14 protein-coding genes are annotated in these 22,195 nt (G+C 64.8%); 13 read left to right on the top strand and 1 reads right to left on the bottom strand.

The window, feature by feature from the left end; translation table 11 throughout:
* Positions 1-123: 123 nt before the first annotated feature.
* Positions 124-1,836: an AMP-binding protein gene (locus tag WH367_RS02930; protein WP_339534099.1), complete on the top strand. Its 1,713-nt coding sequence runs from the start codon at positions 124-126 to the stop codon at positions 1,834-1,836.
* A gap of 39 nt (positions 1,837-1,875) precedes the next feature.
* Here the strand turns inward: WH367_RS02930 and WH367_RS02925 are convergent, their stop codons facing one another.
* Positions 1,876-3,603, bottom strand: a complete 1,728-nt coding sequence (locus WH367_RS02925; protein WP_021024800.1) for a Na+/H+ antiporter — start codon at positions 3,601-3,603, stop codon at positions 1,876-1,878.
* Between the two features lie 82 nt (positions 3,604-3,685).
* On the opposite strand from WH367_RS02925, the gene WH367_RS02920 reads away from it, so the two are divergent.
* The 12 genes from WH367_RS02920 (at position 3,686) to uvrA (ending at position 21,995) form a co-directional block, all read left to right on the top strand.
* Positions 3,686-5,293, top strand: a complete 1,608-nt coding sequence (locus WH367_RS02920) for a carboxyl transferase domain-containing protein (protein ID WP_021024799.1) — start codon at positions 3,686-3,688, stop codon at positions 5,291-5,293.
* A gap of 16 nt (positions 5,294-5,309) precedes the next feature.
* Entirely contained in the window at positions 5,310-6,098 is a 789-nt protein-coding gene (locus tag WH367_RS02915) for an enoyl-CoA hydratase/isomerase family protein (protein ID WP_021024798.1), read from the top strand.
* Positions 6,099-6,190: 92 nt separating this feature from the next.
* Complete coding sequence (locus WH367_RS02910; protein WP_339534098.1) at positions 6,191-6,970, top strand: DUF4126 domain-containing protein; 780 nt, start codon at positions 6,191-6,193, stop codon at positions 6,968-6,970.
* A gap of 56 nt (positions 6,971-7,026) precedes the next feature.
* The gene (locus WH367_RS24340; RefSeq protein WP_445228055.1) at positions 7,027-9,036 is read left to right on the top strand and encodes an ATP-binding protein; all 2,010 of its coding nucleotides are present in this window, start codon (positions 7,027-7,029) and stop codon (positions 9,034-9,036) included.
* Between the two features lie 59 nt (positions 9,037-9,095).
* On the top strand, positions 9,096-10,019 hold the full coding sequence (locus tag WH367_RS02895; RefSeq protein ID WP_339534097.1) for a 2-hydroxyacid dehydrogenase: 924 nt from the start codon (positions 9,096-9,098) through the stop codon (positions 10,017-10,019).
* Positions 10,020-10,059: 40 nt separating this feature from the next.
* Positions 10,060-10,971 carry a hydroxymethylglutaryl-CoA lyase gene (locus WH367_RS02890; protein ID WP_339519658.1) on the top strand — a complete coding sequence of 304 codons (912 nt, stop codon included), beginning with the start codon at positions 10,060-10,062 and terminating at the stop codon, positions 10,969-10,971.
* 85 nt (positions 10,972-11,056) lie between these two features.
* Complete coding sequence (locus WH367_RS02885) at positions 11,057-11,557, top strand: YbaK/EbsC family protein (RefSeq protein ID WP_339534095.1); 501 nt, start codon at positions 11,057-11,059, stop codon at positions 11,555-11,557.
* Positions 11,554-11,862: a DUF1289 domain-containing protein gene (locus WH367_RS02880; RefSeq protein ID WP_339534093.1), complete on the top strand. Its 309-nt coding sequence runs from the start codon at positions 11,554-11,556 to the stop codon at positions 11,860-11,862. Before WH367_RS02885 ends, WH367_RS02880 begins: the two co-directional genes overlap by 4 nt.
* 12 nt (positions 11,863-11,874) lie before the next feature.
* Positions 11,875-12,522: a DsbA family protein gene (locus WH367_RS02875; protein WP_339534091.1), complete on the top strand. Its 648-nt coding sequence runs from the start codon at positions 11,875-11,877 to the stop codon at positions 12,520-12,522.
* 256 nt (positions 12,523-12,778) lie between these two features.
* Positions 12,779-14,437, top strand: a complete 1,659-nt coding sequence (locus tag WH367_RS02870; RefSeq protein WP_339534089.1) for an MFS transporter — start codon at positions 12,779-12,781, stop codon at positions 14,435-14,437.
* Between the two features lie 302 nt (positions 14,438-14,739).
* Positions 14,740-15,717, top strand: coding sequence for a porin (locus tag WH367_RS02865; protein WP_027010383.1), 978 nt, complete (start codon positions 14,740-14,742; stop codon positions 15,715-15,717).
* A gap of 317 nt (positions 15,718-16,034) precedes the next feature.
* Positions 16,035-21,995: an excinuclease ABC subunit UvrA gene (uvrA, locus tag WH367_RS02860; protein WP_339534087.1), complete on the top strand. Its 5,961-nt coding sequence runs from the start codon at positions 16,035-16,037 to the stop codon at positions 21,993-21,995.
* The last annotated feature ends 200 nt before the right edge of the window (positions 21,996-22,195 follow it).

Below are 22,195 nucleotides of genomic sequence, written 5' to 3'. Positions count from 1 at the left end.
GAGCCATTGTACTGGCGACATTTGCAACCATCCTGCCATCATTTGCGCGGCACGCTCGCGTATCCTGAAAGACAAGGAACAGGGCCGCCGACCCGGCTGGTTGGGCGGCGGACAGGAGACACCATGAGCGAGACCAGATTGACCAGCAGCTATGCACGGGGCGCCAGCGAGCCGCGCCTGCTCAACAAGACCATCGGCCAGCAGCTGAGCGAGACGGCAGCGCGCTTTGGCGCGCGCGATGCGCTCATCAGCCGCCACCAGGGCCTGCGCCTTACTTACCAGCAGCTGCTGGAGCAATCGCAGCAACTGGCCAGCGCCTTGCTGCGCGCTGGCATCGCCAAGGGCGACCGGGTGGGGATCTGGTCGCACAACAATGTGGAATGGGTGCTGCTGCAGCTGGCCACCGCCCATGTGGGCATCATCTTGGTCAACATCAACCCGGCCTACCGCACCTCGGAGTTGGCCTATGCGCTCAACAAGGTGCAGTGCAAGGCGCTGTTTGTGATGGAGCGCTTCAAGACCAGCGATTACCTGGGCATGGTGCGCGCGCTGGCGCCTGAGCTGGAAACCCAGGCCAGCGCTGCGCTGCAGATCGAGGCCCTGCCCGATCTGCGCCTAGTGGTCTGGATCGATGTCGCAGGCCAGGGCCAGGAGCAGCCGGGCATGCAGCGCTTCTCGCGCTTTATCGCCAGCGGTGATGCGGCCGACCCGCAGGTCGCGCAGATCGGCGCCACTTTGACGCCTTACGACCCGATCAATATCCAGTTCACCAGTGGAACCACGGGCTTCCCCAAGGGCGCCACGCTGACCCACCGCAATATCGTCAACAACGGCTATTTCATTGGCGAGGCAATGAAGCTCTCGGAAGAAGACCGGCTCTGCATCCCCGTGCCGCTCTACCACTGCTTTGGCATGGTGCTGGGCAATATGGCCTGCATGACGCATGGCGCGGCCATGGTCTACCCCAATGATGGCTTTGATGCGCTGACGGTGCTGGAGACGGTGCAGGCCGAGCGCTGCACCGGCCTGCATGGCGTGCCCACGATGTTCATCGCCGAGCTGGACCACCCGCGCTTTGCCGAGTTCGATCTGTCGAGCCTGCGCACCGGCATCATGGCCGGCTCGCCCTGCCCGATCGAGGTGATGAAGCGCGTGGTCAGCCAGATGCATCTGTCCGAGATCACCATCGCCTACGGCATGACCGAGACCAGCCCGGTCAGCTGCCAAAGCTCGACCGACACGCCGCTGGACAGGCGCGTGTCCACCGTCGGCAAGGTGCATCCGCACCTGGAGGTCAAGATCGTCAGCCCCGAGACCGGCGAGACCGTGGCCCCGGGCCAATCCGGTGAGCTCTGCACGCGCGGCTACTCCGTCATGCATGGCTACTGGGGTGATGAGGCCAAGACGCGCGAGGCCATCGATGGCGATGGCTGGATGCACACCGGCGACCTGGCCACGATGGATGCCGACGGCTATGTGAACATCGTCGGCCGCATCAAGGACATGGTGATCCGGGGTGGTGAGAACATCTACCCGCGCGAGATCGAGGAGTTCCTCTACACCCACCCGCAGGTGCAGGATGTGCAGGTGGTGGGCGTGCCCGACAGCCGCTTTGGCGAGGAGCTCTGCGCCTGGGTCATCGTCAAGGCCGGCCAAAGCCTGGATGCCGAGGCGCTGCGCAGCTACTGCAAGGGCCGGGTGGCCCATTACAAGGTGCCGCGCTACATCGAGTTTGTAGAGGCCTTCCCGATGACGGTGACCGGCAAGATCCAGAAGTTCAAGATCCGCGAGGCGATGATCGAATCGCTGAAGCTGGATGTGAGCAAGACGGCCTGAACCGCGCAGAGCGCCGCCATGCAGCACCCGCCTGAACGATCAATGCCCTTCCAGCTTGGCAGCTTGCTTGGCGGCGGCGCGGCGGGCCACTTCCAGGCGCTTGCGCAAGGTGATCTCGCTCAGGTCCAGCTCCTGGACCAGGCTGCGCAGCGATTCGTCGTTGATGCGGTTGTTGTGCCGCTCGGCGTAGATGGTGTGGCGCTCGACCTTGATGCAGTTGAGCCGCATCTCCAGCTCGGCCACATAGCGCAGGCGCCGCTCCTGCACCGCGTCGGGCGTGGCCAGGTCCTGCACCTCGGCGGTTTCGGGCGTGCGCTCTTCATCCAGCAGGTCGATACGGTTGCGGTACTCGCGCGCAATGCGGCCTTCGATTTCGTGCTGCTGGGCCTGCCATTCGGTGGGCTGCTGGGCGGCATCGTCGTCGCTCATCGCCAGGCTGTTGATCGCAGCGCGGCAGGCTGCAATGCGCGCCTGGCGCTCTTCGCGCACCGATTCGGGCTCGCTCACCGCCTGCACGCGGCGCAGCACCAGTGGCAGGCCGATGCTGCCGATCACCAGGGTGAACAAGATGGTGCCGGTGGCCAGAAAGATCAGCATGTCACGTGCCGGAAACGGCTGGCCGTTGTTCAAGAGCAGCGGCACCGACAGCGCACCGGCCAGCGTGACCGCACCACGGATGCCCGCCAGGGTCGTGGCCAGGTTCAGCCACAGGTCGGGTTTTTTGACCAGCTTGCCGGCCTGGTGGGCCTTGTGCAGGCTGCGGCTGACGCCCAGCATCAACCAGATCCAGCGCAGCGCCAAAAGCGCGATCGAGATGATGGCGACATAGCCCACCAGAATCCACCAGTCATGGCCGGCATCGCGCAAGGTCACGCCGATGATCGACGGCAGCTGCAGGCCCAGCAGCAGGAAGATCGCGCCGTTGAAGGCCGATTCCACCATCGCCCAGGTACCGGCGGTCTGCATGCGCTCGGAGATGTAGTCGGCCCGGTTCAGGTCGCCAAAATTGGTGGCCACGCCCGCAGCCACGGCCGCCAGAATGCCGGAGACGCCAATTTTTTCGCCCAGCAGGTAGGCCGCAAAGGGCAGCAGCACCAAGAGCAGCACCATCTGCGTGGCGGCCACATCGCCCAGGCGGCGGGTGACGGTATCGCGCAGGTAGCTGAAACCCCAGCCCACCGCAGCGCCCACGCCCAGGCCGCCCAGTGCGATCCACAAAAACTCCTGCGTGACCTGGGTCCAGGAGAACAGGCCGGTCAAGGTGGCGGCGATGGCAAATTTCAGCGCCACCAGGCCCGAGGCATCATTGAGCAGCGATTCGCCTTCGAGCACATGCATGGTGTGGGCCGGCATGCCCAGGTTGCGCGTGATGGCCGAGACGGCCACCGCATCGGTGGGCGATATCACGGCGGCCAGTGCAAAGGCCACGGTCAGCGGGATCTCCGGGATCATCCAGTGGATCAGGTAGCCCAGGCCAATCACGGTAAACAGCACCAGGCCGAAGGCCAGCCGCAAAATAGGGCGGTACAGCGCAAAGAACTCGCGCTTGGGAATGCGCCAACCGTCGGCAAACAGCAGCGGCGGAATGAACAGCAGCATGAACAGGCCGGGGTCGAAATCGATATGCAGGCCTTTTTGTGGCCAGGACAGCGCCGCGCCCAGCATGATCTGGATCAGGGGCAGCGGAATGGCCCGGATGTAGCGCGCAATGATGCCGGTGACGGCACCGATCATCAGGACGAGCAGGACGGTTTCGACGGTGTGCATGGTGCGGATTCGTTTGGCAGCAGACTATTTTTAAAGAAAACGCGTTTCTGAACGGAACGCTAGAACATTGAAGAGGACAAGCATGAGCAAACTCGCAACCCAGCTGAATGCCCGGTCGGCAGATTTTCAGACCAATGCGCAAGCCATGCGCAGCATTGTGGAGGACCTGCGCGCCCAGTCTGCCAAGGTGGCGCAAGGCGGTGGTGAAGCCGCCCGTGCCAAGCACCTGGGCCGGGGCAAACTGCTGCCGCGTGACCGCGTGCAGATGCTGCTGGACCCCGGCACGCCCTTTTTGGAGCTGGCGCCGCTGGCTGCGCTGAACATGTACAACAACGATGCACCGGGTGCGGGCCTGATCGCCGGCGTGGGCCGCGTCAGTGGGGTGGACTGCATGATCGTGTGCAATGATGCCACGGTCAAAGGCGGTACCTACTACCCGATGACGGTAAAAAAACATTTGCGCGCCCAGGAAGTGGCCGCGCAAAACCGCCTGCCCTGCATTTACCTGGTCGATTCGGGCGGCGCCAACCTGCCCAACCAGGACGAGGTCTTCCCCGATCGCGAGCACTTTGGCCGCATCTTCTACAACCAGGCCAATATGTCGGCCCAGGGCATTGCGCAGATCGCCGTGGTCATGGGGTCTTGCACCGCTGGCGGCGCCTATGTGCCGGCGATGAGCGACGAGTCCATCATCGTGAAGAACCAGGGCACGATCTTTTTGGGTGGCCCACCGCTGGTGAAGGCTGCCACAGGCGAGGTGGTGAGTGCCGAAGACCTGGGCGGTGGCGATGTGCACACGCGCCTGTCGGGCGTGGCTGACCACCTGGCCGACAACGACACCCATGCGCTGGCGCTGGCCCGCAAGGCCGTGAGCCACCTGAACAAGGCCAAGCAGCCCCATGCCGCCGACAAGGCGCCACAGGCACCGGCCTACCCGGCCGATGAGCTGTATGGCGTGATCCCGGTCGATACGCGCAAGCCCTTTGATGTGCGCGAAATCATCGCCCGCATCGTCGATGGCAGCGATTTCGACGAGTTCAAGGCCCGTTTTGGCGCGACGCTGGTCTGCGGCTTTGCCCGCGTAGAGGGCATGGAAGTGGGCATCATCGCCAACAACGGCATTCTGTTCAGCGAGTCGGCCGTCAAGGGCGCGCACTTCATCGAGCTGTGCTGCCAGCGCAAGATTCCGCTCGTGTTCCTGCAGAACATCACCGGCTTCATGGTCGGCCGCAAGTACGAGAACGAGGGCATTGCCCGCCACGGCGCCAAGCTGGTGACGGCGGTGGCCACGGCCAGCGTGCCCAAGTTCACCATCATCATCGGCGGCAGCTTTGGTGCCGGCAACTACGGCATGTGTGGCCGCGCCTACAGCCCGCGCTTTTTGTGGATGTGGCCGAACGCGCGCATCAGCGTGATGGGTGGCGAGCAGGCGGCCAGCGTGCTGGCCACGGTCAAGCGCGATGGCATCGAGGGCCGGGGCGGCGCCTGGACGGCGGAGGAGGAAGAGGCCTTCAAGGCGCCCATCCGCCAGCAGTACGAGGACCAGGGCCACCCCTACTACGCCTCGGCTCGCCTGTGGGACGATGGCGTCATCGACCCGGCCGATACCCGCCGCGTGCTGGCGCTGGGCCTGGCGGCCACGCGCAATGCACCGATCGAGGACACCCGATTCGGCATCTTCCGCATGTAAGGACAGAGAGGACACCATGAAAAGTACATTTCTGACCGTCGAAGCCGCTGGACCGGTGGCCACCATCACCCTGACCCAGCCCGATGTGCGCAATGCCTTCAGCGATGAGGTGATTGCCGACATCACCCGCGCCTTCAGCTGGGTGGGTGCGCAGGCCCAGGTCCGCGCCGTGGTGCTGGCCGCCGAAGGCCCGGCCTTCTGCGCTGGCGCCAACCTGAACTGGATGCGCGCCATGGCCGACTACACCCGCGAGGAGAACCTGGTCGATGCCGGCAAGCTCGCCGAGATGCTGCGCGTGATCTACACCTGCCCCAAGCCGACGATTGCGCGGGTGCAGGGCGATGTCTACGCCGGCGGCATGGGCCTGGTGGCCTGCTGCGACATGGCCGTGGCGGCCAGCCACGCCGGTTTTTGCCTCAGCGAGGTGAAGATCGGCCTGATCCCGGCCACGATCAGCCCCTATGTGATCCGCGCGATGGGCCCGCGTGCGGCGCACCGCTACTTTCTGACCGGTGAGCGCTTTGACGCTGCCGAAGCGCTGCGCAGCGGCTTTGTGCACCAGGTGGTGGAGGCCGAGGCGCTGGACAGCGCCGTGGACGGCCTGCTCAAGCACCTGCTGAGCGCCAGCCCGGCCGCGGTGCAGGCCTGCAAAAAACTGGTGCTGGATGTGGCTGGCCGCGAGGTGGACGAGGCGCTGATCGCCGAGACCGTGGCCGGCATTGCCGACATCCGCGCCAGCGCCGAAGGCAAGGAAGGCGTGCAGGCATTCTTGAACAAACGCAAACCCAGCTGGCTGGGAGGCTGATGCAGCCCTAACGCGGCCTTGGATGGCAGACAGCAAGCGGGCATTGGCGCTATAAACAGCGCGTTTGCTGACTGGCACTGAGGAGCACCACCATGGATATCTGGAACACCATCGTCAACTGGCTGCACGGCATCGGCCTGCATCTGGACAAGGGCACCGCGCAAACGGTGGGGCAGGCGGCCGACCAGGTCGGCCAGGTGGCTGGCCAGATGGGCCAGGCCATGGCGCAGTGGGACTGGGGCCAGCTGATGGCCTTGGCGGCTGCGCTGGGCTGGGCCAGCGGCTTTCGGCTCTACGCGGTGGTGTTTGTGACGGGCATGCTGGGCGCCACCGGCGTGCTGCAGCTGCCCGGTGGGCTCACGGTGCTGCAGCAGCCGGTGATCCTGTTCATCAGCGGCGCGCTGCTGTTTGTCGAGTTCTTTGCCGACAAGATCCCCGGCGTGGACTCGGTCTGGGATGTGGTGCAAAGCGTGGTGCGGGTGCCAGCGGGTGCGGCCTTGGCGGCCAGCGTTTTTGGCACCGACAACGCGACGATGGCGACAGCGGCAGCCCTGATGGGCGGCACCTTGGCGCTGAGCAGCCAGGTGGCCAAGACCACAACGCGCGCGGCCATCAACACCAGCCCGGAGCCTTTCTCCAACTGGGGCGCCAGCCTGGTCGAAGACGGGGTCTCGATCGGCGCGGTGTGGCTGGCCATCCACCACCCGCTGGTGTTTGCGCTGGCGCTGGCCGTGGTGCTGGTGCTGATGTGGGTGATGACCTGGGTGTTGTGGAAGTTTTTGCGGGCCGTGGTGCGCCGGATTCGCCGGTGGCTGGGCCATGAAGAGCCGGTGGCCTTGGCTGCCATGGGCGCGGATCACCAACGATATTGACCGGGGGCTTGCAAAGGCGGGCCGGGGTCAGGGAAGAAGACTGAGGAGATTGTTCTATGTTCTCGAAAATTTTGATCGCCAACCGTGGTGAGATTGCCTGCCGCGTCGCCGCTACCGCCCGCCGCATGGGCGTCAAGACTGTGGCCGTCTATTCCGATGCTGACGCCCATGCCAAGCATGTGGCCGCCTGCGACGAGTCCGTGCACATCGGTGGCAGCGCCCCTAAGGACAGCTACCTGCGCTGGGAACGCATCATCGAAGCTGCCAAGGCCACCGGCGCCCAGGCCATCCACCCCGGCTACGGTTTCTTGAGCGAGAACGAAGACTTTGCCGTGGCCTGCGCCGCTGCGGGCCTGGTGTTCATCGGCCCGCCTGCCAATGCCATCCGTGCGATGGGCCTGAAGGCCGAATCCAAGCAGCTGATGGAAAAGGCCGGCGTGCCGCTGGTGCCTGGCTACCATGGCGCCGGCCAGGACCCGGCCATGCTGCACGCGGAGGCCGACCGCATCGGTTACCCGGTGCTGATCAAGGCCAGCGCCGGCGGCGGAGGCAAGGGCATGCGCCTGGTGGAAAAGAGCGAGGACTTTGCTGCCGCGCTGGAATCCTGCAAGCGCGAGGCCATCAACAGCTTCAGCAACGATGCGGTGCTGATTGAGAAATACGTATTGCGCCCCCGCCATATCGAGATCCAGGTGTTTGGCGATACCCAGGGCAATTGCGTGTACCTGTTCGAGCGCGACTGCTCGGTGCAGCGCCGCCACCAGAAGGTGCTGGAAGAAGCCCCTGCGCCCGGCATGACCGCTGCGCTGCGCCAGCAGATGGGCGAGGCGGCGGTCGCCGCTGCCAAGGCCGTGGGCTATGTGGGCGCGGGCACGGTGGAATTCATCGTTGAGCAGCCCGGCGGCTACGACCAACCCGAGGCGATGAAGTTCTACTTCATGGAGATGAACACGCGCCTGCAGGTCGAGCACCCGGTGACCGAGGCCATCACTGGCGAAGACCTGGTGCAGTGGCAGCTGTTGGTGGCCAATGGCCAGCCGCTGCCCAAGCAGCAGGCGGAGCTCAAGATCAGCGGCCACGCGATCGAAGCGCGCATCTGCGCCGAGAACCCGGACAACAACTTCCTGCCCGCCACCGGCACCTTGCATGTCTACCGCAAGCCCGACTGCAGCAGTTTTGCGATCAGCGATGTGCGCATTGACGATGGCGTGCGCGAAGGCGATGCCATCAGCCCCTTCTACGACAGCATGATCGCCAAGCTCATCGTCCACGGCGCAGACCGCGCCCAGGCGCTGGCGCGGCTGGATGCGGCGCTGGCTGCGGTGCGCATTGTCGGCCTGCAGACCAATGTGCAGTTCCTGCGCCATATCCTGGCCACGCCATCGTTTGGCCAGGCCAAGCTCGATACGGCGCTGATCCAGCGCGAAGAGGCACGGCTCTTCAAGCAGCGCGGCCTGGGCCTGGACACCGCTGCGGCCGCTGCCGTGGTGGCCGAGCTGCTGCAGGAGCGCGCTACCGAGAGCCACGACCCCTTCAGCCGCCGTGATGGCTGGCAATCGCATGGCGTGACCGAGCGCCGCTTTGACTTTGAGTTTGGCGGCGACAAGCTGCAGGCCGCGCTGCGCTATGAGGCCGCTGGCCTGGTGCTGACGGTGGGCGATGCCAGCGGGCCGCTGCAGTTCAGCGCCAACGGCGAGCTCGTGGAGCTGCAGTTCAACGGCCAGCGCGACCAGGTGCAGACCTGGCAACAGGGCGAAGTGGTGCATGTGTTCGCCCCGCGCGGCGCGGCCGAGATCACCACCATCGATGCGCTGGCCCATGCCGGTGAGGCCGGCAGCGAAGGCGGGCGCCTGACGGCCCCGATGCCGGGCAAGGTGGTGTCGTTTGCAGTCAAGGCCGGCGACAAGGTCAGCAAGGGCCAGCCGCTGGCGGTGATGGAGGCAATGAAGATGGAGCACACGATTGCCGCCCCGGCCGATGGCGAGGTGCTGGAGCTGCTGTTTGCGCCCGGTGACCAGGTGACTGAGGGCGCCGAACTGCTCAAGCTGCAGGTCGTCGCCGCCTGACAGGGCCGCTGCGCTGTCTGTGACGGCGCAGCACCCTTTTCTGTGCTGAAATGCCGGCCATGAAAATTCTCGTCTACACCGACAGCGATGAGCTGCAGCCCTGGCTGGATGCGATTCGCCTGCACCTTCCCCAGGCCCAAGCCTGCGGCTGGACACCCGGCATGGCCCAGGCCGATTACGCACTGGTCTGGAAGCCGCCGCAGCAGCTGTTCGACGAGCAAGGCGCGGGCCTCAAGGCGATCTTCAACATGGGCGCTGGCGTCGATGCGCTGTTTGCGCGCCAGCTGCCCCCCGGCGTGCCGGTGCTGCGGCTCGAAGACGCCGGCATGGCCGTGCAGATGGCCGAGTATGTCTGCCATGCGGTGATCGACCATTTCCGTGACCTGGCGCCGTACCGGGCGCAGCAAAGCGCCGGCATCTGGGCCCAGCAGCCCTTGCGTTTGCGCAGCGATTTTCCCGTCGGCGTGATGGGCCTGGGTGTGCTGGGCGAGCGCGTGGCCCAGGCGGTGGCGCAGTTTGCGTTTCCGGTGCGCGGCTGGAGCCGCTCGCCCAAGCAGATCGCCGGTGTGCAGTGCTTTGAGGGCATGGCGCAGCTGCCGGACTTTCTGCGTGCCACGCGTATCCTCGTCAACCTGCTGCCGCTGACCGCGCAGACCGAGAACATCATCGATGCCGGCCTGCTGGCGCAGCTGCAGCCGGGCGCCTATGTGATCAATGTGGCGCGCGGCGCGCACCTGGTCGACGCCGACCTGCTGGCCGCGCTGGACAGTGGGCAGGTGGCTGGTGCCACCTTGGATGTGTTCCGCACCGAGCCGCTGCCCGCCGAGCACCCGTTCTGGCAGCAGCCGCAGATCCGCATCACGCCGCACAGCTCCGCCCGCACCTTGCCCGAGGAGACCTTGCAGCAGATCCTGCACAAGCTCCAGGCCTTTGCCGCCGGAGAGAAGCCTGGCGGCATGGTCTATGCCGATCGCGGATACTGATTCCGCCCCCGTTTTTAAGAAATACCCCAGGAGACGCCCCATGGCCCGCTACCCCCAACGAGTCCAATTGATTGATGTCGGCCCGCGCGATGGCCTGCAGAACGAGAAATCGCCGGTGCCGGCGGCCGTCAAGATCGAGCTGACCCAGCGCCTGCAGGATGCGGGCCTGACCGAGATCGAGGTGACCAGCTTTGTCAGCCCCAAGTGGGTCCCCCAGATGGGCGACAACGCCGAGGTGATGGCGGGGCTGGCGCGCAAGGCCGGTGTGCGCTATTCGGTGCTGACCCCGAACATGAAGGGCTATGAAGCGGCCGTGGCCTCCCAGCCCGATGAGATCGTGGTGTTTGGCGCGGCCAGCGAGGCCTTCAGCCAGCGCAATATCAACTGCTCGATTGCCGAGAGCATCGAGCGCTTTGCGCCGGTGGTGGAAGCGGCCAAGGCCGCCGGCATTGCGGTGCGCGGCGCGATGAGCTGCACCGTGGGCTGCCCGTATGAGGGCGAGATTGCGCCTTCGCGCGTGGCCTACCTGGCCGAGCTGATGAAGGGCATTGGCGTCGAGCGCGTCGATGTGGCCGACACCATCGGCGTGGGCACACCGATCAAGGTGCAAAAGGCGCTGGAAGCGACCTTGCAGTATTTCAATCTGGACCAAGTGAGCGGGCATTTCCACGACACCTATGGCCAGGCGCTGCCCAACACCTTGGCGTCGCTGGAGCTGGGTATCTGGAACTTCCAGTCGTCCATCGCCGGCCTGGGCGGATGCCCCTATGCCAAGGGCGCGACCGGCAATGTCGCCACCGAAGACCTGGTCTACATGCTGCATGGCATGGGCATCGAGACCGGCATTGACCTGGACAAGCTCGTCGATGCGGGCATCTACATCAGCGACTTTTTGCAGCGCAAGCCCAACTCGCGCGTGGCCGTGGCGCTGATGAACAAGCGCGCGGGTTGATCGCCCAGCGCGGCAGCGCGAATGCCCGCTGCGCTGCAGCGGAGCCTGCTAAACGGCACAATCGTCGCTTAACAAGGAGTTGACCATGTGTGGAGCGGAGTTGCTGAGCCTGCCCGAAGGGGTGCAGCGGGTAGCCAGGGTGCTGCAGGACAAGGGCCATCCGCATGGGCCGCAGATGCTGGAGGTGGCAGCGCGCACGGCCCAGGAAGCGGCCGATGCGCTGGGCATTGCGCTGGGCCAGATTGCCAAGAGCATTATTTTCCGCCGCAAGAGCGATGACGCCTGCGTGCTGGTCATCACCTCGGGCGACTGCCGCGTGGACGAGGCCAAGGTGGCGGCGCTGGTCGGCCCGGTAGGCCGTGCGGATGCGGATTTTGTCAAAGCCCGTACCGGCTTCGCGATTGGCGGTGTGTCGCCGGTCGGCCATGTGACCAAGCCCGTTACCCTGATTGACCGCGAGCTGTTCCGCTTTGAACAGATCTGGGCTGCCGCAGGCCACCCGAATAGCGTGTTTGCGCTGGCGCCGGCCGATCTGGAAGCGCTGACCGGCGCGCCGGTGGCCGATGTGGTCAAGGAGGCGGCATGACGGAACAAATGGACAAGCCGGTGGAGCTGCCTGTGGCTTCGCCCGCGCCGCTGGCAGCCCGCACCAAGCAGGTGCGGGTGACTGGCGCCTTTGCCGCCGATTACAGCGATGTCGTGCCATCGCCCTGCGTGTCGCTGTGCAAGATGAATGCGGACCGCAGCCACTGCATCGGCTGCTACCGCTCGATCGACGAGATCCGCGCCTGGTCCAAGGCCGATACCGCCGAACGGCAGCAGATCTGGCTGCAGGCGCTGGGCCGTGCGGGCCTGGGCACTAATGGCCGGCCGCTGGTGCCAACGGTCTAAGAGGAGCCGGGTATGAAAAGCATCGATTTCTACCTGGACTTTGTCTCTCCCTACGCCTGGCTGGCCTTCCATGCGCTGCCGCAGGCGCTGCAAGGCCATAGCGTGCATGTGCGCTACCGGCCCGTCTTGCTGGGTGCCTTGCTGCAGCAGCATGCCAACCCCGGCCCGGCCGGCATTGCCGGCAAGCGCGAATGGACCTACCGCCATGCCAGCTGGCTGGGCCACAGCCTGGGCTGCGGTCTGCAAATGCCCGCCCAGCACCCCTTCAACCCCTTGCCCTTGCTGCGCCTGGCCTTGCGCACGGGCCAGGGCGGCTGCATCAACCGCTTCACGGCCGATGCCATCTTTCGCCATGTCTGGCTGGGTGGCGCCGATGCGCTCGATGCCCAGCGCCTGCAGGCCTTGGAGCAAACGCTTGCCGAGCAGCTGCGCCATGGCGACGCGGCCGAGCAGGAAGCCAAGCAGGCCTTGCGCAGCAATACCGATGCGGCGGCCGCCGCCGGCGTGTTTGGCGTGCCCAGCATGGTGCTGGACGACAAGCTGTTCTGGGGCCTGGATGGGCTGCCGATGCTGAGCGCCTACCTGAACGGCGATGCCTGGTTTGCCGATGGCCAATGGGATGCGGCAGCCGACCGCCCCTCCGGTTTGCCCAAGCGCTGATTTCCAGCTTCTAAGCCGCTGAAAACGCCTTTTCCAGCGGTTTTTCCCGCACTGGGACTTTCCCTTGGTTGCTGCTGCAGTGCAGCGATATTCCGCATCGCAAAACGCTTTGTGCGGGTTGCGCTGGATTTTGTCAGCGAATTGTCAGCAGATTGCAAGCTTGTGTTGGAAAACCGTCAGACTAGGGTCAGCGCTTGCTTGAAGAATGCAGTGTCCGCCAAACAAAAGAGCGGCAACACTACAAGGAGACAACAGCATGGCAACCAGTGCAGCAGCACGGCCGATGACCAAGGAGGAGCGCAAGGTCATCTTCGCCTCGTCACTCGGCACCGTTTTTGAGTGGTACGACTTCTATCTCTACGGCTCGCTGGCGGCCATCATCGCCAAACAGTTCTTCTCCGGACTGGACCCAACTTCCGCCTTCATCTTTGCGTTGCTGGCCTTTGCGGCCGGCTTTATCGTGCGCCCCTTTGGCGCGCTGGTGTTCGGCCGCCTGGGCGACATGATCGGGCGCAAGTACACGTTCCTGGTCACCATCTTGCTGATGGGCGCATCGACCTTCATCGTCGGTATCTTGCCCAACTACGCCAGCATCGGCGTGGCAGCGCCCATCATCTTGATCGTGCTGCGCATGCTGCAAGGTCTGGCCTTGGGTGGTGAATACGGTGGTGCGGCAACGTACGTTGCCGAGCATGCGCCGCATGGCAAGCGTGGTGCCTACACCTCCTGGATCCAGACCACGGCGACCCTGGGCTTGTTCCTGTCCCTGCTGGTGATTCTGGGCACGCGTACCGTGATGGGCGAGCCCGCCTTCAATGACTGGGGCTGGCGCATTCCGTTCCTAGTGTCGATTCTGCTGCTGGGTGTGTCGGTGTGGATCCGTATGACCTTGTCCGAATCGCCTGCGTTCCAGCGCATGAAGGCCGAAGGCAAGACCTCCAAGGCCCCGCTGCGCGAGTCGTTTGGCCAGTGGAAGAACCTGAAGATCGTGATTCTGGCGCTGATCGGCCTGACCGCCGGCCAGGCCGTGGTCTGGTACACCGGCCAGTTCTATGCGCTGTTCTTCCTGACCCAACAGCTCAAGGTCGATGCTGTCAGTGCCAATCTGATGATCGCCGTGGCCCTGCTGATCGCAACGCCGTTCTTCGTGATCTTTGGTGCGCTGTCCGACAAGATCGGCCGCAAGCCCATCATCATGGCGGGCTGCCTGCTGGCCGTGCTGACCTACTTCCCTGTGTTCAAGATGCTGACCGAAGCGGCCAACCCCGATCTGGCAGCGGCGCAAGCCAAGAACAAGGTGGTGGTCGTGGCCAACCCGGCCGAGTGCTCCTTCCAGTTCAACCCGACGGGTACCTCCAAGTTCACCAGCTCCTGCGATGTGGCCAAGCAACTGCTGGCCGCCAACTCAGTGAGCTATGAAACCGAGGCCGCCCCTGCGGGCACGACGGCGGTCATCAAGATCGGCAACGACACCATCCCCAGCTACTCGGCTGCGGGCCTGAGTGGCGACGATCTGAAGGCCAAGGACGGTGCGTTCAAGAAGGCTGTGGCGGAAACCCTGGCCAAGGACGGCTACCCTGCCAAGGCCGACCCCGCCAAGACGAACAAGGTCTTGACCGTGGTACTGCTGACCTACCTGGTGCTGCTGGTGACCATGGTCTACGGGCCGATTGCCGCGATGCTGGTGGAAATGTTCCCGACCCGCATCCGCTACACCTCCATGTCGCTGCCCTACCACATCGGCAATGGCTGGTTCGGTGGTCTGCTGCCGACAACGGCCTTCGCGATCGTCGCCCAGACCGGCAATATGTACAACGGCCTCTGGTACCCGATCATCATCGCCGGCATCACCTTCGTGATCGGAACCTTGTTTGTGCGTGAAACCAAGGATGTGGATATCTACGCGAACGACTGAACCTCAGCACTGCGAGCTGGCCGCGGGTATGCGGATGACCTGATACCCGTGGCCTTCACCTCCCAACAGCACCTTCGGGTGCTGTTTTTTTCTGCGCGGTTTGGTATCTCATGGTTAATACCAGGGTGTGTCACATAAGTGTGGTAGCGATGCGTCACTCTCGCAAAAACTGCAAGATATTCAGCGCGTTTTTCGGGGACTGCCGCCTAGAATTAACATTATGTGACGGGCTGAAACCTGCCCTGTGCGGACCCCAACAGCACCGTCCAACCATTTTTAATGACTACATCCCCGAGGACACTATGCGTTCACTGAATCGTTTGATGATTGCCACCTTGGCCATTGCTGGCTCTACCGCTGCACTGGCTCAAAGCAGCGTGCAGGTTTATGGCCGTGTGAACACCTCGGTGGAACGCCAAAAGGTGGGCGATGTGTCCACCACCGGCCTGTTCAACAACGCATCGCGTATCGGTTTCCGTGGCACGGAAGACCTCGGTGGCGGCCTGAAGGCTGGCTTCGTGCTGGAATCGGGTTTCAACTCGGATGACGGCTCGGGCACCGGTTCCGCTGGTGGTCTGACCTTCCGCCGCCAAAGCGAAGTGAACCTGGCTGGCAACTTCGGTATGCTGCGTCTGGGTACCTTCACCGCTGAGTCCTACTACGCAGTGGCTGACTACGGCGTGCTGGACCAGCCTAACCACGACACCGGTTCGCTGTCGGATGCGCTGTACAGCTACGTGATGCGCGACTCCAACAAGATCGCCTACCGCACCCCCGTGTTCCTGGGCGGCCTGACCATTGAAGGCGCTGCTTCGTTCCACGAAAAGGCTGCTGGCACCAACGACAAGAACGGCTACGACCTGGCTGCCAACTGGGAAAGCGGTCCTCTGGCCCTGGGTGCAGGCTTCACCAAGGTCGGTGGCGACAAGCAACTGGGCCTGCGCGCGCACTACACCATCAATGCCTTCCAACTGGGCGCTTACTACCAACGCTCTGACGAAGAGCTGCGCGGCAAGCGCAATGCAGCGCGCGTGACCGGTATGTACACCATGGGTGCTTCCGAGTTTGTCGCTGGCTTCGGCTGGGCTGGCAAGTGGGACGACGTCAGCAACAGCGGCGCACGCCAGCTGATCCTGGGCTACAACTACAACCTGAGCAAGCGCTCCAAGCTGTACGCTGGCTACACCAAGGTCGACAACAAGGCCAACGCCAGCTACGCCACCGGTATCTCCGGCGCCGACTTCAGCACCTTCGCTGCTGGTATCCGCCACAACTTCTAAGCAAGCCTTGGGCGCCCAGCGCGCCCCTGCTTCCCCACCCGCCTTCGAGAGATGGCGGGTTTTTTTATGCCGCCCAAGCCTGTGGCCCGGATACATCGCCATTTGCTAATATCTGTAAATATGTACAGTGTTTTGCAGGGCTTTGCCGCGCGCTGATTCAGCCGAGGAATGAACTCCCTAGAATGGTTGCTCACGATCATTTTGCCCCCACGCAGTCGTGTCGGCCTTCCGAGTTTGGGCATCCCTGGCACTGCGCATGGGGGCTTGCTTATCCGGCGGCTGGACTGCGCCAACGAATTACTGGATAGCTCATCGGTATGTCTCAGGAAAACATTCGCATCCGTGGTGCACGTCAGCACAACCTCAAGAATCTGGATCTGGATATCCGCACCGGGGAGTTGACGGTGGTGACCGGACCCAGCGGTTCAGGTAAGTCCAGCCTGGTGTTCGACACCCTGTATGCCGAGGGGCAGCGCCGCTACGTTGAAACCTTCAGCGCCTATGCGCGCCAGTTCCTCGACCGCATGGACAAGCCGGCCGTGGACAAGGTCGAAGGCGTGCCGCCCGCGATTGCGATTGACCAGACCAACCCGGTGCGCAGCTCGCGCTCGACGGTGGGCACGATGACCGAGCTCAACGACCACCTGAAGCTGCTGGTGGCGCGCGCCGGCCATCTGTTCGACCAGCAGACCGCCTTGCCGGTGCAGCATGACACGCCCGAGAGCATTTACGAGCAGCTGCTGCAGCGCAGCCAGGCGGATGACCCGCGCATCGTAATCACCTTTCCGGTCGAGCTGCCGGCCAACACCAGTGCCGAGCAGGTCGAGCAGTGGCTGTCGGCCAGCGGCTTTACCAAGGTGCAGGCCGAGCGCGAGGTCGATGTGGTGCGCCATGCCGCTGCCGTGGACAGCAGCAAGAAAAAGCCCAAGGCCGGCAAGCAGGCTGCGGCAGAAGCGCCCCAGCGTGTCAAGCTGCTCGATGTGGTGGCGGATCGCTTTCGCCTCAGCAAGGCCGAGAAGGCGCGCGTGATCGAGGCCATCGAGGTGGCCCTGAAGCGCGGCAGCGGCCAGATGACGGTGTATGCCATCGCAGAGGCCGATGCGGACGGCAACACCGCCGAGCCCGCGCTGTGGAAGTTCTCTGCCGGTTTGCACTGCCCGGAAAGCGGCCTGCGCTACCGCGAGCCGACGCCGTCGATGTTCTCGTTCAACTCGGCCGTGGGCGCCTGCGATGCCTGCCGGGGCTTTGGCCGGGTCATTGGCGTGGACTGGGGCCTGGTGATCCCCAACGACAAGCTGACCTTGCGCACCGGTGTGATCAAGCCGATCCAGACGCCGGCCTGGAAAGAGATCCAGGACGATCTGATGCGCCATGCCGAGGCGCAGGGCATTCCCCGCGACACCGCCTGGGCCAAGCTGACCGAGGCGCAGAAGGACTGGGTCATCCATGGCGAAGAGGGCTACAAGGACGGCAACTGGAGCCGCCAGTGGTATGGCATCCGCCGCTATTTCGAGTACCTGGAAACCAAGTCCTACAAGATGCATATCCGCGTCTTGCTGTCCAAGTACCGCAGCTACACGCCTTGTCCGGTCTGTGGCGGTGCACGCCTCAAGACCGAGAGCCTGCTGTGGCGCGTGGGATCGAAGGCCGACGCCGATGCGGCCCTGCCGCCGGCCCAGCGCTTCATGCCGCGCGGTGTGGCCTGGAGCCGCGAGCAGCTCGAAGCCTTGCCAGGCCTGAGCCTGCACGACCTGATGCTGCTGCCGATTGTGCGGCTGCGCCAGTTCTTTGCCAGCATGGATATCCGCCGCAGCAACGATGGCGACGCGCAGGCGCTGCGCCTGCTGCATGAAGAAATCAGCAACCGCCTGCTCTACCTCTGCGATGTCGGCATTGGTTACCTGACGCTGGACCGCCAGAGCCGCACCTTGAGTGGTGGCGAGGTGCAGCGCATCAACCTGACCACGGCGCTGGGCACCTCGCTGGTCAACACCTTGTTCGTGCTGGATGAGCCCTCGATCGGCCTGCACCCGCGTGATATGGAACGGATCATCGTGGCGATGAAGCGCTTGCGCGATGCGGGCAATACCCTGGTGGTGGTGGAGCACGACCCGGCGGTGATGTTTGCCGCCGACCGCATGATCGACATGGGCCCGGGCCCGGGCGAGAAGGGGGGCCAGATTGTGTTTGATGGCAGCCCTCTTGAACTGCGCCATGCCGATACCTTGACTGGCGCCTATCTGGGCGGCCGCAAGCAGGTGGGCATGGGTGCCAAGCGCATGGTGACCGAGAGCACGCCACGCCTGATTCTGGAAGGTGCCACCGAGCACAACCTGCAGAACGTGTCGGTGGATTTTCCGCTCCAGCGCATGGTGGTGGTCACCGGCGTGTCGGGCTCGGGCAAGTCCACCTTGATCCAGGATGTGCTGGCCCCCGCCTTGATGCGCCATTTTGGCAAGCCCACCGAGCTGGCTGGCGCGCACCAGCGCCTGCTGGGCGCTGACCACCTGTCCGACATCGTCTTTGTCGACCAGTCACCGATTGGCAAGACCGCGCGCTCCAACCCGGTCAGCTATGTGGGCGCCTGGGATGCGGTGCGCGAGCTGTTTGCGACCGCGCCGCTGTCGCTGCAGCGCGGCTATACCGCCGGTAAGTTCAGCTTCAACAGTGGCGATGGCCGCTGCCCGACCTGCGGCGGCTCGGGCTTTGAGCATGTGGAGATGCAGTTCCTCTCCGACGTCTACCTGCGCTGCCCCGATTGCGACGGCAAGCGCTACCGCGCCGAGATTCTGGAAGTGCGCATCGAGCGCGATGGCCGCTTGATGAACGTTGCCGATGTGCTGGAGCTGACCGTCAGCGAGGCGGCTGCGCTGTTCGCCAAGGACCGCGAGGTGATCCGTGCGCTGCAGCCCATCGTCGATGTGGGGCTGGAATATGTGAAGCTCGGCCAGCCGGTGCCGACCTTGTCGGGTGGCGAGGCCCAGCGCCTCAAGCTTGCCGGCTTTCTGGCCGAGGCCGCCAAGAGCGCCTCCAAATCCAAGCAAACGCTGGCGCGCAAGGGCACCTTGTTCTTGTTTGACGAGCCCACCACCGGCCTGCATTTTGAAGACATTGCCAAGCTGATGCGCGCACTGCGCAAGCTGCTCGAAGCCGGCCATTCGCTGATCGTCATCGAGCACAACCTCGATGTGATCCGTGCCAGCGACTGGTTGATCGACCTGGGCCCCGATGCTGGCGAAGACGGTGGCAAGGTGGTGGAAGAGGGTACGCCCGAGGAGGTGCGCAAGTCCGGCCGTTCCTACACCGCACAGGCGCTGCGTGATTACGAGCTGGCCATGCTGGGTGAGCGCGGCGACGGCCAGCCCCACGAGGTGCGCGAGCAGCGGCCGGCCTATGCGCTGGCGCCTGCAGCGCAAGCTGCGGCGCTGCCCGGGCCGGGCAACAGCATCCAGATCATCAATGCCAAGGAGCACAACCTGAAGAACCTGAGCGTGGACATTCCGCGCGGCAAGTTCAACGTCGTCACCGGCGTGTCGGGCTCGGGCAAATCGACCCTGGCGTTTGACATCCTGTTCAACGAAGGCCAGCGCCGCTACCTGGAGTCGCTCAACGCCTATGCGCGCTCCATCGTGCAACCGGCGGGCCGCCCCGAGGTGGATGCGGTCTACGGCATCCCGCCCACGGTAGCGATCGAGCAGCGCCTCTCGCGCGGCGGGCGCAAATCCACGGTGGGCACCACGACCGAGGTCTGGCATTTTCTGCGCCTGCTCTACGTGAAGCTGGGCGTGCAGCACTGCACCAAGGACGGTGCAGCGGTGCAGCCGCAAACCCCCGAGAGCATTGCCGCGCAGCTGATGACGCAGTACCGGGGCCAGCTCATTGGCTTGATGGCCCCGTTGGTGGTCGCCCGCAAGGGCGTGTACACCGAATTGGCGGACTGGGCGCGGCCGCGTGGCTACACCCATCTGCGCGTCGATGGCCAGTTCCTGCCGACCACCGGCTTTCCGCGCCTGGACCGCTTCAAGGAGCACACGGTCGAGCTGCCGGTGGCCAGCATCGAGATCAGGCCCGAGAACGAGGTCCTGCTGCGCGAAAAGCTCGCTACGGCGCTGGAGCTGGGCAAGGGCGTGCTGCATGTGCTCTCGGCCATCGGCACCCTGGAAGCGGCGATGCAGGCGGGCAGTGACACGGCGGCCATTGGCCAGCTGCAGGTGTTCTCCACCAAGCGCGCCTGCCCGGTCTGCGCCACCAGCTATGCCGAGCTGGACCCGCGTTTGTTCTCCTACAACAGCAAGCATGGCTGGTGCCCCGATTGCGTGGGCACCGGCGTCAAGCTGACCAAGGACCAGCGCAAGGTCTATGACGACTCGGTGATGGGCCAGGACAACCGGGGCCGCGAGCAGAGCTTTGAGGAGCCCGAGGCCGAGGACGTGGGTGAAACCACCTGCCCGACCTGCCAGGGCACACGCCTCAATGCCACCGCCCGCGCGGTGCTGTTCCACGGCCAGTCGATCTCGTCGATCGCCCGCCTGTCGGTCACCGATGTGCGGCTCTGGATCGAGGGCCTGGTGCTGTCGGGCCGCGAAAGCGATATCGCCCGCGACCTGGTGCCCGAGATCCACAGCCGCCTGGCCTTTCTGGAAGAGGTCGGCCTGGGCTATCTGACGCTGGACCGGGGCGCGCCCACCTTGTCGGGCGGCGAGGCGCAGCGCATTCGCCTGGCCGCGCAGCTGGGCAGCAATCTGCAAGGCGTCTGCTATGTGCTCGACGAGCCCACGATTGGCCTGCATGCGCGCGACAACCATATCCTGCTCAATGCGCTGCACAAGCTGGGCGCCAAGGGCAATACGCTGGTGGTGGTGGAGCATGACGAGGACACGATCCGCCGCGCCGACCATGTGATCGACATCGGCCCCAGCGCCGGCAAGCGCGGCGGCCGCCTGGTGGTCCAGGGTACGACGCAGGATGTGATGGATGCGGCAGACTCGCAGACCGGCCGCTACCTGCTGCATGCGATGCGCCACCCCTTCCAGCCGCGCCGCCTGGTGCATGGCGTGGCCGATGCGGTGGCCGCGCCGGTCGAAGACGCCAAGCCCGTCGCCAAAAAGCGCACCAAGAAGCAGATCGCCGCCGACGCCGCTGCCGCCTTGGCCGCCGACAGCGCCCAGGCCAATGCCGCGCTGGCCGCGCCGGCCCGCGCCGATGCGATGGCGCCGCTGCACTGGCTGTCCGTGCTGGGTGCCCACCTGCACAACCTGCAGAACGTGGATGTGCGCGTACCGCTCAAGCGCCTGGTGGCCGTGACGGGGGTGTCGGGCTCGGGCAAATCCACGCTGGCGCGTGATGTGCTTCTCACCAATGTGGCCGACTGGGTCGGCCAGCGCGCCACCAAGGCCGGGCGTGACGACATGGATGCCGGCAAGGCCCCGGCGCTCTTGGGCTGCAAGGGCCTGCAGGGCTTTGAGGGCATCGACCGGGTGCTGGAAGTGGACCAGACGCCGATTGGCAAGACGCCGCGCTCCTGCCCGGCGACCTATATCGGCTTCTGGGACACGATCCGCAAGCTGTTTGCCGAAACGCTGGAGGCCAAGGCGCGCGGCTATGCGGCCGGGCGTTTCTCCTTCAACACCGGCGAAGGCCGCTGCCCGGCCTGCGAGGGCCAGGGCATGCGCACCATCGAGATGAGCTTTCTGCCCGATGTGAAAGTGCCTTGCGAGGTCTGCCATGGCGCCCGCTTCAGCCCCGAAACGCTGGCGGTCACCTGGCGCGGCAAAAGCATTGGCGAGGTGCTGCAGATGGAGGTCGACGAGGCGGTGCTGTTCTTTGCCAGCATGCCCAGCATCGCCCATCCGCTGCAGCTGCTGCAGGATGTGGGCCTGGGCTACCTGACCCTGGGCCAGCCGTCGCCCACCTTGTCGGGTGGCGAGGCGCAGCGCATCAAGCTGGTGACCGAGCTGACCAAGGTGCGCGATGACATCACGCGCCGGGGCAACAAGGCGCCCCACACCTTGTATGTGCTCGACGAGCCCACCGTGGGCCTGCACATGGCCGATGTGGACAAGCTGATCCATGTGCTGCACCGCCTGGTCGATGCCGGCCACAGCGTGGTGGTGATCGAGCATGACCTGGATGTGATTGCCGAGGCCGACTGGGTGATCGACCTGGGCCCCGAGGGCGGCAATGCTGGTGGCCGCATTGTGGCCACCGGTACGCCCGAGGACCTGGTGCAGGCGGGCACGCATACCGGCAAGGCGCTGGCGCCAGTGCTCGCGCGTTGACTGGGGCGTGACGGCAGGGCGTTTGCTGACAGCGCGCCCTGCCAGGCCTGGGCACAATCGCAGAACCACCTGCAAGGAGCCCTTGATGCATATTGACCCCCGGCACCCGGAAGCCCCGCCTGTCAAAGACCCCGCCCCGCTGCAACCGCCACCAGTGCCCACGCCCGGCATTCCATCGCCCATCCAGGAGTAGTGATCAA

Origin of the sequence: Comamonas sp. MYb21 (genome assembly GCF_037479395.1) — a bacterium.
In the GTDB taxonomy this organism is placed as follows: Bacteria; Pseudomonadota; Gammaproteobacteria; order Burkholderiales; family Burkholderiaceae_C; genus Comamonas.
This window is presented reverse-complemented; position numbering and strand designations above follow the sequence as displayed.

What these genes read in the sequence shown, in the direction of transcription:
- WH367_RS02885 (WP_339534095.1), top strand. Translation starts at nt 11,057, where the DNA reads ATGTGTGGAGCGGAGTTGCTGAGCCTGCCCGAAGGGGTGCAGCGGGTA.
- WH367_RS02865 (WP_027010383.1), top strand. Translation starts at nt 14,740, where the DNA reads ATGCGTTCACTGAATCGTTTGATGATTGCCACCTTGGCCATTGCTGGC.
- WH367_RS02875 (WP_339534091.1), top strand. Translation starts at nt 11,875, where the DNA reads ATGAAAAGCATCGATTTCTACCTGGACTTTGTCTCTCCCTACGCCTGG.
- WH367_RS02890 (WP_339519658.1), top strand. Translation starts at nt 10,060, where the DNA reads ATGGCCCGCTACCCCCAACGAGTCCAATTGATTGATGTCGGCCCGCGC.
- WH367_RS02925 (WP_021024800.1), bottom strand. Translation starts at nt 3,603, where the DNA reads ATGCACACCGTCGAAACCGTCCTGCTCGTCCTGATGATCGGTGCCGTC.
- WH367_RS02880 (WP_339534093.1), top strand. Translation starts at nt 11,554, where the DNA reads ATGACGGAACAAATGGACAAGCCGGTGGAGCTGCCTGTGGCTTCGCCC.
- WH367_RS02895 (WP_339534097.1), top strand. Translation starts at nt 9,096, where the DNA reads ATGAAAATTCTCGTCTACACCGACAGCGATGAGCTGCAGCCCTGGCTG.
- WH367_RS02910 (WP_339534098.1), top strand. Translation starts at nt 6,191, where the DNA reads ATGGATATCTGGAACACCATCGTCAACTGGCTGCACGGCATCGGCCTG.
- WH367_RS02870 (WP_339534089.1), top strand. Translation starts at nt 12,779, where the DNA reads ATGGCAACCAGTGCAGCAGCACGGCCGATGACCAAGGAGGAGCGCAAG.
- uvrA (WP_339534087.1), top strand. Translation starts at nt 16,035, where the DNA reads ATGTCTCAGGAAAACATTCGCATCCGTGGTGCACGTCAGCACAACCTC.
- WH367_RS02915 (WP_021024798.1), top strand. Translation starts at nt 5,310, where the DNA reads ATGAAAAGTACATTTCTGACCGTCGAAGCCGCTGGACCGGTGGCCACC.
- WH367_RS02920 (WP_021024799.1), top strand. Translation starts at nt 3,686, where the DNA reads ATGAGCAAACTCGCAACCCAGCTGAATGCCCGGTCGGCAGATTTTCAG.
- WH367_RS24340 (WP_445228055.1), top strand. Translation starts at nt 7,027, where the DNA reads ATGTTCTCGAAAATTTTGATCGCCAACCGTGGTGAGATTGCCTGCCGC.
- WH367_RS02930 (WP_339534099.1), top strand. Translation starts at nt 124, where the DNA reads ATGAGCGAGACCAGATTGACCAGCAGCTATGCACGGGGCGCCAGCGAG.